At 51.9% G+C, this 14,974-nt stretch carries 10 protein-coding genes and 2 pseudogenes; 2 read left to right on the forward strand and 10 right to left on the reverse strand.

Going from position 1 to position 14,974, the window contains the following annotated elements; genetic code table 11:
• Nucleotides 1–128: 128 nt before the first annotated feature.
• A pseudogene (locus JMI88_RS27835) lies at nucleotides 129–380 on the forward strand (IS6 family transposase); the annotation flags it as partial.
• A gap of 612 nt (nucleotides 381–992) precedes the next feature.
• Here JMI88_RS27835 and JMI88_RS27840 read toward each other — a convergent pair.
• The 9 genes from JMI88_RS27840 to JMI88_RS27880 form a co-directional block, all read right to left on the reverse strand.
• The gene (locus JMI88_RS27840) at nucleotides 993–1,577 is read right to left on the reverse strand and encodes an IS630 family transposase (RefSeq protein ID WP_236023099.1); all 585 of its coding nucleotides are present in this window, start codon (nucleotides 1,575–1,577) and stop codon (nucleotides 993–995) included.
• A 23-nt stretch (nucleotides 1,578–1,600) separates the two neighbouring features.
• Nucleotides 1,601–2,092: a helix-turn-helix domain-containing protein gene (locus JMI88_RS27845; RefSeq protein WP_201365218.1), complete on the reverse strand. Its 492-nt coding sequence runs from the start codon at nucleotides 2,090–2,092 to the stop codon at nucleotides 1,601–1,603.
• Nucleotides 2,093–2,308: 216 nt separating this feature from the next.
• Nucleotides 2,309–4,873 carry an APC family permease gene (locus JMI88_RS27850; protein ID WP_201365219.1) on the reverse strand — a complete coding sequence of 855 codons (2,565 nt, stop codon included), beginning with the start codon at nucleotides 4,871–4,873 and terminating at the stop codon, nucleotides 2,309–2,311.
• On the reverse strand, nucleotides 4,866–5,507 hold the full coding sequence (locus tag JMI88_RS27855) for a putative universal stress family protein (protein ID WP_201365220.1): 642 nt from the start codon (nucleotides 5,505–5,507) through the stop codon (nucleotides 4,866–4,868). The genes JMI88_RS27850 and JMI88_RS27855 overlap by 8 nt, the downstream gene beginning before the upstream one ends.
• A 132-nt stretch (nucleotides 5,508–5,639) precedes the next feature.
• Complete coding sequence (locus JMI88_RS27860; protein ID WP_236023096.1) at nucleotides 5,640–6,341, reverse strand: response regulator transcription factor; 702 nt, start codon at nucleotides 6,339–6,341, stop codon at nucleotides 5,640–5,642.
• A gap of 183 nt (nucleotides 6,342–6,524) precedes the next feature.
• Entirely contained in the window at nucleotides 6,525–7,847 is a 1,323-nt protein-coding gene (locus JMI88_RS27865) for a cation:proton antiporter (RefSeq protein ID WP_201365221.1), read from the reverse strand.
• Between the two features lie 102 nt (nucleotides 7,848–7,949).
• The gene (nhaA, locus tag JMI88_RS27870) at nucleotides 7,950–9,338 is read right to left on the reverse strand and encodes a Na+/H+ antiporter NhaA (RefSeq protein ID WP_201365222.1); all 1,389 of its coding nucleotides are present in this window, start codon (nucleotides 9,336–9,338) and stop codon (nucleotides 7,950–7,952) included.
• A gap of 379 nt (nucleotides 9,339–9,717) precedes the next feature.
• The gene (locus JMI88_RS27875) at nucleotides 9,718–10,401 is read right to left on the reverse strand and encodes an IS6 family transposase (protein ID WP_201365223.1); all 684 of its coding nucleotides are present in this window, start codon (nucleotides 10,399–10,401) and stop codon (nucleotides 9,718–9,720) included.
• Nucleotides 10,402–10,688: 287 nt separating this feature from the next.
• Entirely contained in the window at nucleotides 10,689–11,297 is a 609-nt protein-coding gene (locus tag JMI88_RS27880; protein WP_201365224.1) for a TetR/AcrR family transcriptional regulator, read from the reverse strand.
• A gap of 516 nt (nucleotides 11,298–11,813) precedes the next feature.
• Here JMI88_RS27880 and JMI88_RS27885 point away from each other — a divergent pair.
• A complete protein-coding gene (locus JMI88_RS27885; RefSeq protein ID WP_201365225.1) occupies nucleotides 11,814–13,097 on the forward strand; it encodes a hypothetical protein in 1,284 nt (427 codons plus the stop codon).
• Nucleotides 13,098–13,151: 54 nt separating this feature from the next.
• Here the strand turns inward: JMI88_RS27885 and JMI88_RS27895 are convergent.
• Nucleotides 13,152–14,477 (reverse strand): annotated as a pseudogene (locus JMI88_RS27895) (cation:proton antiporter).
• Nucleotides 14,478–14,974: the final 497 nt, after the last annotated feature.

Here is a 14,974-nt window from a genome sequence, read left to right on the forward strand (position 1 = left end):
AGATAACCTAACGTTTGACGTTAATATGGAAAAACACAATGGAACCACCTGCGATAGATATATGGTTGTGTTGCAAGAAGTAAACCGATCTGCTACAGTTGAGAGAAAAGGGCAAAAGAGGACTCATCATGACCGAGCAGAACCCGTTTAAATGGCGTCATTTCCAAGCCGACATCATTCTCTTGTGCGTCAGGTGGTATTTGCGCTATGCTTTAAGCTACCGCGATCTGGAAGAAATGATGCTGGAGCGAGGTCTGCATGTGGATCACACGACGATCTACCGCTGGGTTCAACACTATGCTCCTGAGCTCGAACGACGTTGCCGCCCCCATTTGAAACCCACGACCGATTCCTGGCGTGTTGACGAGACGTACATCAAAGGTGCGACAAGAACTTGGCTACTGACATTATCCGAAGCAAAGGAGATTTCTTCTTTGGTAGGGTTCAGGCTTTCCCCCAAAAGCCTGATGGCTACAGGCGTAGCTTCCGGTTGAGCAGTCGGAGGTGAAAGAGCTGCCTGGACAATGTGGACGAGAGGAGAAAACTCTCTCTCCTCACTCGGTTTGCTAGCCAAAGATGAAACTGGGTGACGTAAGAAAGCTCTGTTTGACGGGTCGTTAAGGTCCACACGGTGAGGGGAGAGTCGCCCCACAAGGGACAACCGTGAGTGGGAGGTATGGTGTACGCTTTGATTACACCAAAACGTTGGTATTGTTTTTTTTCCAGCAAGAGGCGATGTTCCAGGGGTAGAAACGCGCCTCCCTTCTACGGCAGACGAGACGCGTCTGTATTCGGCCTAAAGGAGCCACCCAAAGGTCATCGTAGAATGTCAGGGTCCAAACTTGTGAGAGGTGATCTCTTCGCCTGGAACGCTTGCGAGACAGGCAAAGATAGCTGCATCCGATGGAGAGATCATCAGTCAGAGCCATCATAGTACCCTTTGAAAGCCAGCTAATGACTGGACTGCGGGGAAGGATGGCAGCGGTTCTCGTTCAAGGAGGGGTGATATCAAATCCTTTGAATGCCATGTGCTTTGACGGGTCGGGAGGCCACCAGTGAAAGCACGTGGTATGGTGAATGCTGTCGTGTTGTTGTAGCAGGATTTGGCACCGTTGGATTTGCGCCTCTTCAAGCGCGTCAAGGGAAGGAAACCAACGTGAAGCAATGCCTTCATTGGACAACGGCCAGAGCCGTTCACAGGGCTGCAATTCGGGGGAGTAGGGAGGCAAAAAGATGAGGTGAAGGCCCTGAGGAACCTGGAGAAGAGCACTGGCATGCCATCCAGCCTGATCAAGGACCAGGGCGATGTGTTTGTCGTTGCTCGCACCGACGGCTTGGGCAAAATGCGCCAGCGCCAGGTTCATCATCTCGAGATCAACAGTGGGCAAGATGAGCCACTCGGTGCGCCCAGAGTGGGGATGAACAAAGCCGTAGAGGGAGAGCCATTCGTAGCGCTGTTGCACTCCAACGCGTGGTCGCGATCCTTTGCGTACCCATATCCGGCGCAAGATCGGTTTGAGGCCAATGCGATGTTCGTCCATCGCCCACAGTTCGACGCTGGCCTGGGGGTGCTCCACGTGGATCAACGCCACATCCTGGCTCAGTTTTTTTTAAAGACGGCCTGCTCCTGGGGGTTGCTTTTCACATGACGAGGACGTAAGACGCGTGGGCGAAAACCCAGACGTCGCAGATACTCCCAGCCTCGTTGGGCATGGACCTTGCGACCCGTGTGCTGCTCGATCCACAGCGCCACTTTGGGTCCTGACCACAAGCCGCCATCGGGTGGATCCTGCTGCAATGTCTCTTGCAACTGCTGCTGTTGCTCTGCTGAGAGGAGGTACTGACCACCAAGATTCTCATGACGCCCGTCACTCATCGCCCTGGGACCATCCTGATTGTAGCGCTGAACCAGGGTGCGTACCCACGTGTAACAGTATCCCGTCATGTCGGCTACGTGTTGGGCCGATATTCCTTGCGCGATCAGCCAGATGACCTGCCAGCGGCCGCGTTCCAGGCCGTCTTTAGCCTTGCGATAGCGCATTTCTATCTCTTCGAAAGGCAGATGTTCTGCCACGCGGATTTTTGTATTCATGCCACTGAGTATACCACGTCACCTTCAAAGGATTTGATATCAGAACTCAGGATACAGTCATGTGACGCAAGGAATGTCTCCCCACTTCCACCACAAAAAGGCGGAAAAATGGGTTCATTGCCCCCACCTTTCACTCATTTTGGATGTGCATTTCCCCACTTTGTGTGAGCTTTCCTTGTTGTGTTCTGAGTTCTGACACTTCCACTTCGGGCTGCATCAGACGACTCGCCCATCGGGGTGTGCAACACGCGACAAATGCTGGGAAATGCCTATGACCACGATGCCTGGGCGAGCCAATAAGGCAGTTTTCAAGCGCCACGCCGTCTGGTTATGCAGCAGGTATTCCCACCAGTGTGCCACGACAAACTCTGGCAGGATGACGGAAAGCTGCTCGTCTGGATGCACTTCCTGCATAGCGTCGATGTAGGCCAGCAGAGGACGAATGAGAGAGCGATAGGGCGACTCGATCACCACGAGCTTCGATTCTTCTGCGAGCGCAGAGTGACTCTGGATCTTCTTCCACTTCGACTGAACAGCTTCGGCATCATGCGGATCGATAGCGACATGAGCCGCGACGACGCGGGGAGAGATCGAACGCGCATAGGCCAGGCTCTGGATCGAAGCGCGATCCAGTTCAGCGATAGGAACGATGAAGCGATGGTGGATAGCATGAGGGCGGACCAGGCTGTTCGATGTCTCCCAGGAGACGTTGGTGACGACGATTTGTGGCTGATGGAACAGGGCCCACTTCAAGCGGAAGATATGGGGATGGGCAAAGAGCCGCCCAATCGCCGAACGCCCGGCAACTTCAGGCAGGACAACCGTGAGCGTCTCATCTGGATGCTGCTCTTGTACAGAGCACAGGTAGCCGATCAGGTTGCGGGCCAGCGAACGAGAGGAGGGCTCAATGATCTCCAACTGCACTTGCTCCTCTTTCGATAACTCTGCCTGCCAGAGCCCCCAGCCAGCGCGTAGGGCGATGGTGCGGGCCGGGTCAAGGTGTACATGGACGGCAGTCACATGTGCGGAGATTGAGCGGGCATAGGCCAGTGTCTTTCGTGTTGCCTGGTTTAGCTCGGCCACTGGCACAACCAGGCGATGATGCACCTCTTTGGGAGAAAGCGGCACCTCTGTCGTGCGTTCACGCTCAACCCGCAGATAGTGGTGCCTGATTAAGAGGAACATCACCACCAGCAGCGGGATGAGAAGCATAACGATCCAGGCCCCCTCAAGGAATTTGGTCCCGGAAATCACCAGGGCTACAACGAATGTGGCTGTCGCGCCCAAACCGTTAATAAGCATGCTGCGCAGCCACCCTCGATGTGTTGCGCGCAGTTTCCACCAGTGGCGAACCATGCCAGCCTGAGAAAGCGTAAACGAGAAGAAGACCCCAACGGCATACAAGTTAATGAGCGAAGTTGTCACCCCATTGAAGGCGACCAGGAGCACAATAGCCAGAATCGCGAGACTGATAATCCCAGTTGAGAAGGCGAGGCGATCCCCCCGAAAAGCAAACTGATGCGGCAGAAAATGGTCGCGCGCCAGCAGGGAAGAGAGCCGTGGAAAATCGGAGTAGCTGGTATTCGCCGCCAGCGTCAGAATGAAGAGCGTGGCGATCTGAAAAACAGGATACATAAAGATGAGCGGGCCAGTGAAGACTTTTTGAGCAATTTGGCCGATGACCGTGGGATTGCCATCTGGGAACGCCAGCGTTCCATAGCCAAGGGCCAATACCGTCGTACCAATGAAGAGTGTACTGATGATGATAGCCATCCAGGTCAGCGTAATAGCGGCATTGCGGGCCTCCGGCTTCCTGAAAGCTGGCACCCCATTGGAGATCGCCTCTGTCCCGGTGATGGCCGCACAGCCAGAAGAAAAGGAACGGAGAATGAGGAAAAGAGTGAGCGGCGCACTGGGGGCCACATGAGCAAAGTTGCCGAAGAGCGGATGGTGCTCAAGGAGAAAGACCTTGAAAGAGCCAACGATGATGAGTAGCAAGGCACTCCCGACGAAGAGATACGTTGGGAGTGCAAAGATCGTCGCCGATTCGCGCACGCCACGCAGATTGACCATCGTAATCAGCAGAACCAGCGCCACGTCAATAGGAACGACGTAGGGGGTAAGTGCTGGCCAGAGCGTTGCCAGCGCCTGGACGCCAGCAGCAATGCTGACGGAAACAGTAAGCACATAATCGACCATGAGCGAGGCTGCGGCGGTCAGTCCTGGCAGCAATCCCAGATTGTCATAGGCCACGATATAGGAGCCACCGCCGTTCGGGTAGGCAGGGATCGTTTGCCGGTAAGAAAGCGTCACAATAGAGAGCAGAGCAACAATCGCGAGGCAGATGAACAACGTCAACCAGAGATTGCCTGATCCGGCAGCCACAAGGACAAGTAGGATCGCCTCCGTCGCGTATGCCACCGACGAGATCACGTCGGAGGAGAGCACCGCCAGCGCCTTGAACTTGGTCAGCCGCTCGTGTTCGAGACGGGCCGTTGAGAGGGGACTGCCGATCAGCGTGCGCTTGAGAGCCATCGTTACCTTCTCCCATCCCGTCTGAGGAGCATCGGCTGCCGTCGTCGCCGAAAGCCTCCCCTGCTCCACGTAGCGCAGCTTCGGGCTTGCAGGAATCACACGGCGCACGCGCACATCGCCAAGTTTGCTGCCCCGGATTTCTTCATAGCGCACCAGCTGAGTGGGATCTTCCTCTGCCGTCAGTGGCCGTGTGTCGCTGAAGTGCTGATATTCGTTTCCCATAGGCGATGTATCTCTATCAGCCATTGTTGCATATCCTTTGATCTTCAATGATATCTTCTTCAGATCCCTCTTCCTCTCCATTCACAACCTGTCTCACGATTTCTGACAATTCGAGAGATGGAGGGACAGCCAGACCGCTATCAGCGGAAAAGAGTCGTGTGGAGAGCCAGGATGAGCACCGGATGAGCCGTCTGCACAGAGCGTCAAACAAGGGGCTGGTCTGAGCTGGCAAATGAACGAGATATCGGGTGCAGTCAACCTGCTCCAGGCAGGCCAGGATCTCATCATTACTGAGCAGAACACCCTTGCCTCCCCTGACAAAGAGCGCCACGCCGTTGCAAGAACGTTGTTTGGTGAGCACATCGAGGCTCCCCACCATATCTGTTGTCACGTCTGTTGTCACGATCTCGAAGCGCTCTATATCCACCCTATAACGCGCGGCCTTCCAGCGCGCCGCTTCCAGAAAATCCTGCGCTTGCATGATGTCTTCCAGGCGCGGCTCCAGCCGATTGCGCTTTGCCTTTCCACGAAGGACAGCTACGGCAACGAGCGTGGTGTGGCAGGCCTTCGCCAGTTGGATGGCAACATCCAACGCTTCCGTATCAACCCCGTGGGTAAAGGGAAGCAGCAAACGGGTGGAAAATTGGTTCTTGTTCACTCGCTCAGCTCTCTCTAGATTCGCCTCTATTCTTTTGAGCTACACTCTCTTCACCTCCAGAGAGTGTAGCTCAAAAGATCTCAAGAGGGTCTCAAGAGAAGCGGGGAAGCGCTCAAGATTCGCTCAAGATGGTTATGGCTCGTCACTAAAGCGATAGCCAACGCCGGGGATAGTGAGGATAAAGCGGGGAGAAGTGGGATCGGGCTCAATTTTGCGACGGAGCTGCCCGATGTAGACGTGCAGGTAGTGCGAGCCAGCTCTGTAGCTGGTGCCCCACACCTCTTTAAGCAACATCTGGCGCGTCATAATTTTGCCCTTATGCTGGATCAACACCTTAAGGAGATCATATTCGGTTGGGGTGAGCTTCACCTCTTGCCCATCCAGTGTCACATGGCGCCGGGCAATCTCAACGACCAGTGGCCCGCTCTCGAAGCGGGGCTCTATGACGGAGGTCTGCCGGGCGCTATGACGCCGGGCAACACGGATGCGTGCGAGCACTTCATCGACACCAAATGGCTTGGGAACATAGTCATCCGCACCCAGATCAAGTGCCTGCACCTTATCCCGCTCGGCCCCCTTGACAGAAAGGGCGATGATAGGCAAACTCGACTCGGCTCGGATGCGCTGACAGACTGAGAGACCACTGATCCCTGGTAATTCCAGGTCAAGCAACATCACATCGGGTCGAGAGGCCCGCCAGACCTCGAGCGCCTCTTCGCCGCTGTGAGCAGTGAAAACCTCATAGCCATGAGCGAGTAGGCTGCGCTGGAGCGCCCGCACAATCTCTACCTCATCATCGACGACCAGAATTCGCGCACCGCTTTTACTCATCATTCCTCTCTTCTTTCTTGTCTGTTGCTTCCCAATTGCAAGCTCGAATAGCCGAGTAAAATAGTCATTCGCTATTTATGCATTTAATGTAGTATTATACATTTTTCAACACTGTTACAAGCTCTTTCTCGACAGGCGTTTGCGTCGCCTGATCAATGTGTCGCAGTTGCGCATGTTCGCCTGATGCTACACGGGCGTTTCTGCGACCTGCTCCTCTGATGACGATGTTTCTCCCTCGCTCGGAAGAGACGCTTGTAACGAAGGGATGCGTTTGAGAAGCCAACGCAAGGTACTCCCTTGTATCAGCAAGGTAAAGAAGACTACGGCATAGGTCGAAATCACTAAGACTGAGCGATGAGGTATCGCCATGGGCAGAGCCAGGACCAGTGCCAGGGAAAGAGCGCCCCGTAGACCACTCCAAAAGATGACCAACTGCCATGAGCGAGGCACAGGTTGCATTGGTCCCGCTGCCCTGGATCGGGGTGAGAGCACGAGCATCGAGCGAGCAGCCAGCACCAGCACCAGTGCCAGCCGTGCCACCAGTACGACACTGACCGCAAACACTGCAAACAGCAGCGTCGTGCGCTCCTCACCTGGAACCAAAGGCAACGCCAGGGGGTTGAGCTGTACCCCCACCAACAGAAAGATCACCGCATTGGCCACAAAGGCCAAGACACTCCAAAAATTGCCCACCGCATGCTGGGATGGCTCCGACATGCTCACACGACGGCAATAATTCCCCAGTACTAGGGCGGCTGCAATCACGGCCATAATGGCAGAGAGATGAAACTGATCCGCAAGCAAATACACGCCATACGCGGTAATGATGGTTAGGATTGTCTCCATTAAAGGTTCGTCGATTCGCTTGACGATCTGACTCACCAGCCACCCAATAAGCAGCCCAAGCAGGAGTCCTCCTCCAGCCTCAACCAAGAAAAACAGCACGCCCTGTCCCCATGCCTGAAAGGCTCCAGAAGGGTGTCCTTGTATCGAGAGGAGAACGATGGCAAGAAACGCCTGATAGAGGGACCCGGCAACTCCATCATTAAATAAACTTTCCCCTTCGATAATGACCGAGAGCCGCTCATCCAGGTGTAACTGGCGAAAGAGGCTGAGGACCGCAACAGGATCAGTGGGTGAGAGGATCGCCGCCAGCAATAAGGCTGTGCCCCAGTCAAGACCATCGAGCACATGCAAAATACCCGCAATAATACCAAGCGAGAGCAGAAGACCTGGCCCGGCCAGAAAAAAGATGGTCCGCCAATGGGCGCGAACCACATCCCATCGCATTGCCCAGGCCCCCTCAAAGAGTAACGCAGGCAGAAAAACAGAGAGGACCAGTGAAGGGGTGAGTTGGACACCTGGAAGCAGACCTGAGAGGCCTAAACCCAATCCAACGACGACCAGACCCAGAGTATAGGGAACGGCAATTCGCCGCGTTACCGCAATCGTCAAAAGTGCGATCGCTAGAAAGAGCACCAGATAGCCCTCCAGTGAGGGAATATTCACAGCGTTTTCCTTTCTTCATATATGATGTATATTTTTTGCGTAAGCAGCGCAGGAGTATCGAAAACATCATCACGAGGTACAGAATTACTCACAGTGTCAATGCTAGTAAGCAGAATGACTGGTTTCGTTGGCAGTTTGCCCTTGTTTGGCTCCCCCGGTACGCAAAAAGAGAAAGCCTCCTATGCTGGAGAGAAGAAGGGCAAGCAAGATGGCAATCTTGGCCTGATCCAGGAGCGCGCTTTGAGAGGCCGCAAACGCCAGATCGGCGATAAAAAGGGACATGGTAAATCCGATGCCACCCAACCATCCCATGCCATAGATGTGCCTCCATGTGATATCAGGGGGCAACTGCGCCCACTTCAGCTTGACCACGCCCCAGGAGAAAAGCAGAATGCCCAGCTGCTTTCCTACGAGTAGACCAAGGACAATCCCAAGACTCACAGGACTGAACAAGACTTGAGCAAGGGAGGTAATATCAAGACGTACTCCAGCATTTGCCAGGACAAAGAGGGGAAGGATGGCAAATGAGACGGGAACATGCAGCGCATGTTCGATCCGTTGGAGTGGAGCCTGGATCGCTTCCGCATGCGTTTCTAAGGCGTGAACGGCGGCTTGCTGACCTTCATCCATGACAAGGCCAAGACCTGGAGCACGTCCCTGGGCAAAGATTGCAAGCATCTCTTGGCTTTGCTGCACAAATGTGGTGGCATTCAGACGTGAGCGCACGGGAATCATTAACGCTACCAAGACACCGGTAATGGTGGCGTGCACCCCGGAGGAAAAGATGGCCAGCCAGAGCAAAAAGCCCAGCAGTCCATAGGCCAGGCGGCGGCGAACTCCCAGCAGATTACAGAGCAGCAACACCAGGAGTAGCACGCCTCCAAGGAAGAAGGCAGGCCAGGAGATGCCCTGAGAGTAAAAGAGCGCAATGGCGAGTACCGCAATAAGGTCATCAACAATCGCCAACGCAGTCAGGGAGACCTTGAGCGCAAGCGGAATACGTTTTCCAAGCAGCGCCAACACCCCAAGCGCAAAGGCGATATCTGTTGCCATAGGAATACCCCAACCTGATGAGGCGGGCGTTCCCCAGGTGAAGGCCATGTAGAGGAGTGCAGGGAAGGTCGCGCCTCCAAGAGCCGCGACAATGGGCAAAATTGCCTGACGGATCTGCGACAATTCTCCCACGAGCATTTCGCGTTTGATTTCTAGCCCCACGAGCAGGAAAAAGAGAGCCATCAATCCATCATTGATCCAGACGCGCAAGGGGTAATTCAGTTGCAGTCCGGTGAAACCGACCACGAAGTGGTGTTCCCATAGGGTGTGATAGCTTTGGGAGAAGGGAGTGTTTGCCCAGAGCAGGGCAATGATGGTGCATAGGAGCAGAAGCACGCCACTTGACATAGTGGCGCGAGTGAACTCCTGGAATGGGCGAACGAAGATGTCCGTGAGTGCACTCGTTTTGGGTTGTCCAAGAGCTGATTTGTGAAGCATGCGCTTTTCCCTTTTGTCCTTCCATTCTTCCATTCTCACATATCCACACCGACGCATCCAAACGCATGCATGCAAAAGGAGTGCCGATGGCCGACCAGGCTTCCCGGCACTCCTTTTGCAGAGGAGTTGCTCCTCTTTCGTTTCTAGTATACGAGACGGACAACGAAATTGCAAGACAAGAGTGCACCCACTCGTGCCCACTCCGCATCCACTCGCCACCTTTACGTATTACACCCATGGCGTTCCTTCCGGTATTGTCAACTTGCTTGTAGGAATGCAGTGTATTATTGAGCTATAAAGGAGAAAAAGACGGCAAGGCAGTGAAATACTGGGGAAGATAGATCGTTATGCAATCTGCTTGACTCCAGCCACCCGCGTTTCATTGCTGGAAGCGGTCCTGGAAAATGGTACGGTATTCTCCGGCACGCAAACGATGTCTTCGCGGTTGAAAATGCCCAGCAATGGGTCCGAAGGCGGAGAGAAAGCGTTGCGCTTGTTTGGCTGATTTAAACCGCCGCATCTTCTTTTCACGCAGTCGCGTGGGTTGATGTGCGTTTTCCGCTCGATTGTTGAGCCCTTTGTGCTGGCGATGCTCCACACCGGGCAAGAGCTCGCGTTTCGCTGCGCCATAGCTCTTCAGTTTATCGGTGATGATCACGTGTGGGACGTATTGCAGTTCCTTGAGAAGCTTGCGGAAGAAACGTTTCGCGGCTTGTTTGTTCCGGCGGCTTTGCACCAGGATATCCAGCACGTTGCCATCTTGATCCACTGCTCGCCACAAATAGTGCCTCTCTCCACGGATGGTGAGAAAGCCCTCGTCCAGGTGCCACGTATCCCCACACCGAGGGCGTCGCCGTCGCAATTCGTTGGCATACGTTTGCCCAAACTTTAAGCACCACTGCCGCACCGTTTCATAGGTGACGACAATCCCGCGCTGGGCCAAGAGTTCCTCCACATCGCGAAAACTGAGCGAGAAGCGGAAGTAGAGCCAGACAGCATGACTCATGATTTCAGGCGGGTAGCGAAAACCTTTGTAGAGGGATGAAGATGTTTGTGTGTTCATGCTTTTAGTATGCCAGAGCTTCTTGCCTCTTCGCAAGTTGACAATACCCTACAAAAAGCTCTTGCTATCCAGGAGTTCCAGACGAAGTTGACAATACCCTCTGCTGGAATATGAGATACTCTCCATCCGCTTCTGGAGCCTTCTCGGATGCCCTCTAGTATAGAGAGGCATGGTTGGAAAATGGTAAAATGTGGCGAGTATGCTGGATTGCTATTCAAGAATAGTGAGGGCTAGCCCATTCTCAAGGTCATCATGGCTCATTCGCTAAGGCGAGGAAAAAGGAGTGATTATACTGAAGCCACGAATCCTTGCATAATGAACTGGGCTGTCTGGCTGGCTTGCGTTACCAGGGTTTGTTCAGATTGGCCCAATACCCGAGCAGACAGGATAAAGGATTCTGTGAGCGAGAGCACCATGAGCGCTGTGGTATCGATATTGCGAACGCGAATTTCTCCCCGGACCTGGGCCTCTTCAAGGACAAGGGCAATAACCGCAACGTAATCGCGGAGGAGTTTCGTTGCCTCCGTCCTAAATGCTCGATTGACGCCATACAGCGCGCTCATATAGACGTTAAAGGAATCACTTTCTTTTTCGGCCAGACGTACGAATGCCAGGAAGAGTTGTTCTAAGCGCATCTGAAGATTCCCGTGTTGAGCCAGAGCCCCCCGAATAGCGGCTAACTGTGATTGCGCAATAAAACGGAGCATGGCCAGAAAGAGTTCACGTTTATTTTCAAAATAGAGGTAGATAGTGCCCTTTCCAATACCAGCTTTTTCGGCAATAAGATTAATATTGGCCTGATCAAAGCCGAGACGAGCAAACTCTTTGGCTGCTTCATGAAGAATGTGTTGGCGTGTTGCCTCTCGCATTTGCTCATCTACAATCTTTGGCATCATTCCCTCCTGGGTATCCCATTTTTTTGCTACTCTGTCTCTTATCGCACCACATTTATGGGCAATTAGTCAGTAAAAAACGATGATCCTCACCATGAGATGATACGGCAATATGCATGTTTACTCATGTATATTGCGCAGAGGAAAACGTATCCTCTGCGTGATCATTCTCCGAGATAAAAAAGAAGTTCTTTTGCCTCGGAAGGATCGCTGGACCTCTATTGGTGTAGCATACTTTCGCCAGGAAGTCAAAGCACCCTCTTCAATGCACGTCAAAAAAGCATAAAAAGAGCGTATCTCTCTACATTTTCTTGTACGCTTCAGAAAAATTATGGGTGGGCGATCATTCAATAAAAAGAGGGTGGTATGGTATATGAACTTTGCTCGGTCATGCTTAAATGCAGCGCAGCGTTTCCCTTTTTTTGATAATGACTTTCTAGTCAATTTTACCATCCTTACCAGTCTTTGCTCGTTCTCTGCTCAACTAGCAAAGTCAAGTATATCAGGAGGCAATACGAGATGTATGATCTAATGCAATTTGCTTCTAGGGAAGAAAGTCGGGAATCCGGTTTTGTACCTCCCTATACAAACTTGCCAGGAAGATGCAACGAACCAAAAAGTGTCAAGTGGGCGTATCGTCTTTTCTGGTTTACCTTTGTCTTGTTTTTTGCCGGGACAGGGAGCGGAAAACTCTGGGACCGTGTCTGGCATGCGACCCGACGATTTGATACCTTCTGGTCCCCTCCCCATTTTTTTGTCTTTGTCGTCACTGCCTGTACTGGAGCTCTGGTTGCGGTTATTGCCCTGACCCCATCGCTGAGCATCTGGTTTGGTCCGGCCGTTTCCCTTCCACGTCTTCATTTTCGTGTGCCAGCGGCTCTTATGATCTTAGGGAGTGGATTGGTATTGTTATGTATCACTATTACCCTTGATAATTTCTGGCACACTGCCTTTGGATTAGACGAAACGCAGTGGTCTGTTCCACATGACATGCTCGGGTGGTGTTGGTTTACCATCATTTTTGGTTTTGCTGCCTCTCGGTTGGCGTTCAGAAGGTATCGTCCTCTGTCCTGGTTCACCAATATTGTTATTGCCGTCCTGATTATAGAATTTATGTGCCCTCCTATGTTAGGTCCATTCTACCTGAATTATTCTCCCCATTTATTGCACGCACTTGCCAATCTTCCTGTTGTACGCAAGGAGCCTGATGCACAACACATGTATCGTATCTACCTGAATCATGGGTTGACACGACAAACATGTCCGCTCTTCATCCCACAGGTAGCCTTCTTTGCTGGCGCTGCTCTGGCCCTGCTACGTCGTATTGACCGACGATTAAGAATATTCCTGCTGGCGCCGTTGTTCTGGTCCTGTTTTACTGCTACACGTGATCTTTACACCATCTTTCTTCTTCGCTATCACGAGGTTTCTCGACCGCTAGACGTTGTGCCCGTTGCATTGCATGAGCCATCGCTGTGGGTACCCATACCCCTTTTCCTGGCCGCAGTCGTGTTTGAATTATGCCGAAGGCTGAGGTTCAGCGAATCCTGCTGTTATATCATGTGTGGTGCCATCTTTAGTTTGTGTACATTTGCAATATGGCATACCACGCTCTGGATGCTTCTCCTTGTGCCTATGGCCACTGGGACACTGTTTGGTGGATCACGGATTGGGAACTGGTTTTACTCCATGCTCAATAAGCCCACACTTGATAAGCTCACCACATTTCTCTTGATCTTTTGTGCGCAAATTCCTACCGCTCTTGGGGTGATTGACTTAATACTACGGCGTACAACTCCATAGAGTTTGCTAAAAGTAGAGTATACAAAGCAAACGTAGAGCAAAGCAGAGACTCAGTCAGGCTGAAATGATGTGTTCTTTTTGATTCTCTTCTTCCGAAGGTGCTGATGGCTGTTGTTTTCTGGATGGATGAGATGATGACAGCGCTTTATTCAAGATCCAGCGGATACTGAGTCCCTGCACGAGCAGCGTAAAGAAGACCACAGAGTATGTTGAGATGGGAATAACGTCCCGAAAAGGTACATCGAGCGGAATTGCAAGGGCAAGTGCAAGCGATAACGCACCACGCAAGCCACTCCAGAAGAGAATGAAGCGCCATGGTCGTGGCAGACGCTCTTTGCCCGTTTTTGATCTGGAGGAAGGTATCCAGGAGTGCACAGCAATGACGAAGACCATGAGGAAACGCGCCAACAAAACGGCTGCAATGGCGACCAGTGAAATAAGCTAGATGGTCAGTCCAGGTGTACTGAACAGTGTGTGGATGTACGAATGGAATTGGACTCCAATGAGCATGAAAATGAATGCATTCGCAAGAAATGCGATAATATTCCAAAAGGTATCGATATCACCTTTTGCCTGCTCGGTCATGGCTGTGTTTCTACCATAATTTCCTCGTAGCAGGCCAAGCATGATGACGGCAATGATTGCAGAGAGGTGGAGCGCATCTGCGGTCCAGAAAACCCCATACGCTGCGATAAGGGTGGCAGATGTTTCTATTTGAGGATCATCAATGCGTTTTAATCCCTGGCTAATCAGGAGACCACTGATGAAGCCAAAGAGGAGACCTCCTCCAGCTTCCATGAGAAATTGTCCCAGGCCAGAACCAAGCGCCGCCCACCCGGTTGGGGCAACGCTATGCAGATTCAATAAGACAAAGGTTAAAAATATTTGATAGAGGGAGCCTGCCACTCCATCATTCAATAAGTTCTCGCTTTCGATGATATTGGCTAAGCGCTCATTGACATGGAGCTGACGAAAGAGTCCCAGGACTGCGACAGGATCGGTTGGTGAGAGAATCGCCGCCAGTAACAAGGCCGTGGACCAATCGATGTGATCGAAGAGATGCAGAAATGACGCACTAGTACCAAATGAAAGGAGTAAACCAGATTCCGCCAGAAAGAAAATAACCTTCCAATTCGTGCGAAGTAAAGAACATTTAACATTCCATGCACCTTCAAACAACAGGGCAGGCAGAAAAACAAACAAGACAAGATCTGGTGTAAGACGAACTTCAGGTGTTACTCCGATGATACCAACAACCAGTCCAATGATGACTGAGCCGAGTGTATAGGGAACAGCAAGCTTTCTGGTCACAAGATTGGTTACCAGCGCTATCGTCAAAAACAAAACCAGATCACGAATCAGGAGTGGAATAGCGAGCACAGTTGGCCTTTCTACTCTTTTTTTCTTATAAACATATCAAGTTCTTCTTAAAAAAGGACATGAAAACCTGATAGCCGACCAGTCTTCCTGGCACTCCTTTGTCGTGTTCTTTTTCGTCATCTATGATCAAGGCATGTATTGTCAAGAGATCGAGAGAATTTGGAAAAGATTTTTGCGAGGACATCTCGCGTTCCGTCAATGTTTGCTACATGTGCACCCCGCCTTTTCTATATCTATGGAGACCCTTTTATAACCGCAGAAAGAGACCCGTACTGTTTGCACCTATTGTCTCGTCAATTTTATTGACTGGCTGCCCATTTATGTTGTATGATGTATATGTATTTTGAAGCGGCCTATGCGTGAGATTGAAGACCCTTTTACGCTGTTGATGGTATGTTATGTGCCATCCTTTTTGAGGTTGCCGTTTGTTGTGTTCGCCATAGACTGCATAGTTTGCTGAGCAGAGAGTGAGCTTGAGATTATAGAAAGAGTATATC

Source organism: Dictyobacter formicarum (assembly GCF_016587435.1).

Excerpts from the sequence above, each read along its gene's own strand:
- JMI88_RS27845 (WP_201365218.1), bottom strand. The coding sequence starts at position 2,092 with ATGAATACAAAAATCCGCGTGGCAGAACATCTGCCTTTCGAAGAGATA.
- JMI88_RS27850 (WP_201365219.1), bottom strand. The coding sequence starts at position 4,873 with ATGGCTGATAGAGATACATCGCCTATGGGAAACGAATATCAGCACTTC.
- JMI88_RS27860 (WP_236023096.1), bottom strand. The coding sequence starts at position 6,341 with ATGATGAGTAAAAGCGGTGCGCGAATTCTGGTCGTCGATGATGAGGTA.
- nhaA (WP_201365222.1), bottom strand. The coding sequence starts at position 9,338 with ATGCTTCACAAATCAGCTCTTGGACAACCCAAAACGAGTGCACTCACG.
- JMI88_RS27875 (WP_201365223.1), bottom strand. The coding sequence starts at position 10,401 with ATGAACACACAAACATCTTCATCCCTCTACAAAGGTTTTCGCTACCCG.
- JMI88_RS27880 (WP_201365224.1), bottom strand. The coding sequence starts at position 11,297 with ATGATGCCAAAGATTGTAGATGAGCAAATGCGAGAGGCAACACGCCAA.
- JMI88_RS27885 (WP_201365225.1), top strand. The coding sequence starts at position 11,814 with ATGTATGATCTAATGCAATTTGCTTCTAGGGAAGAAAGTCGGGAATCC.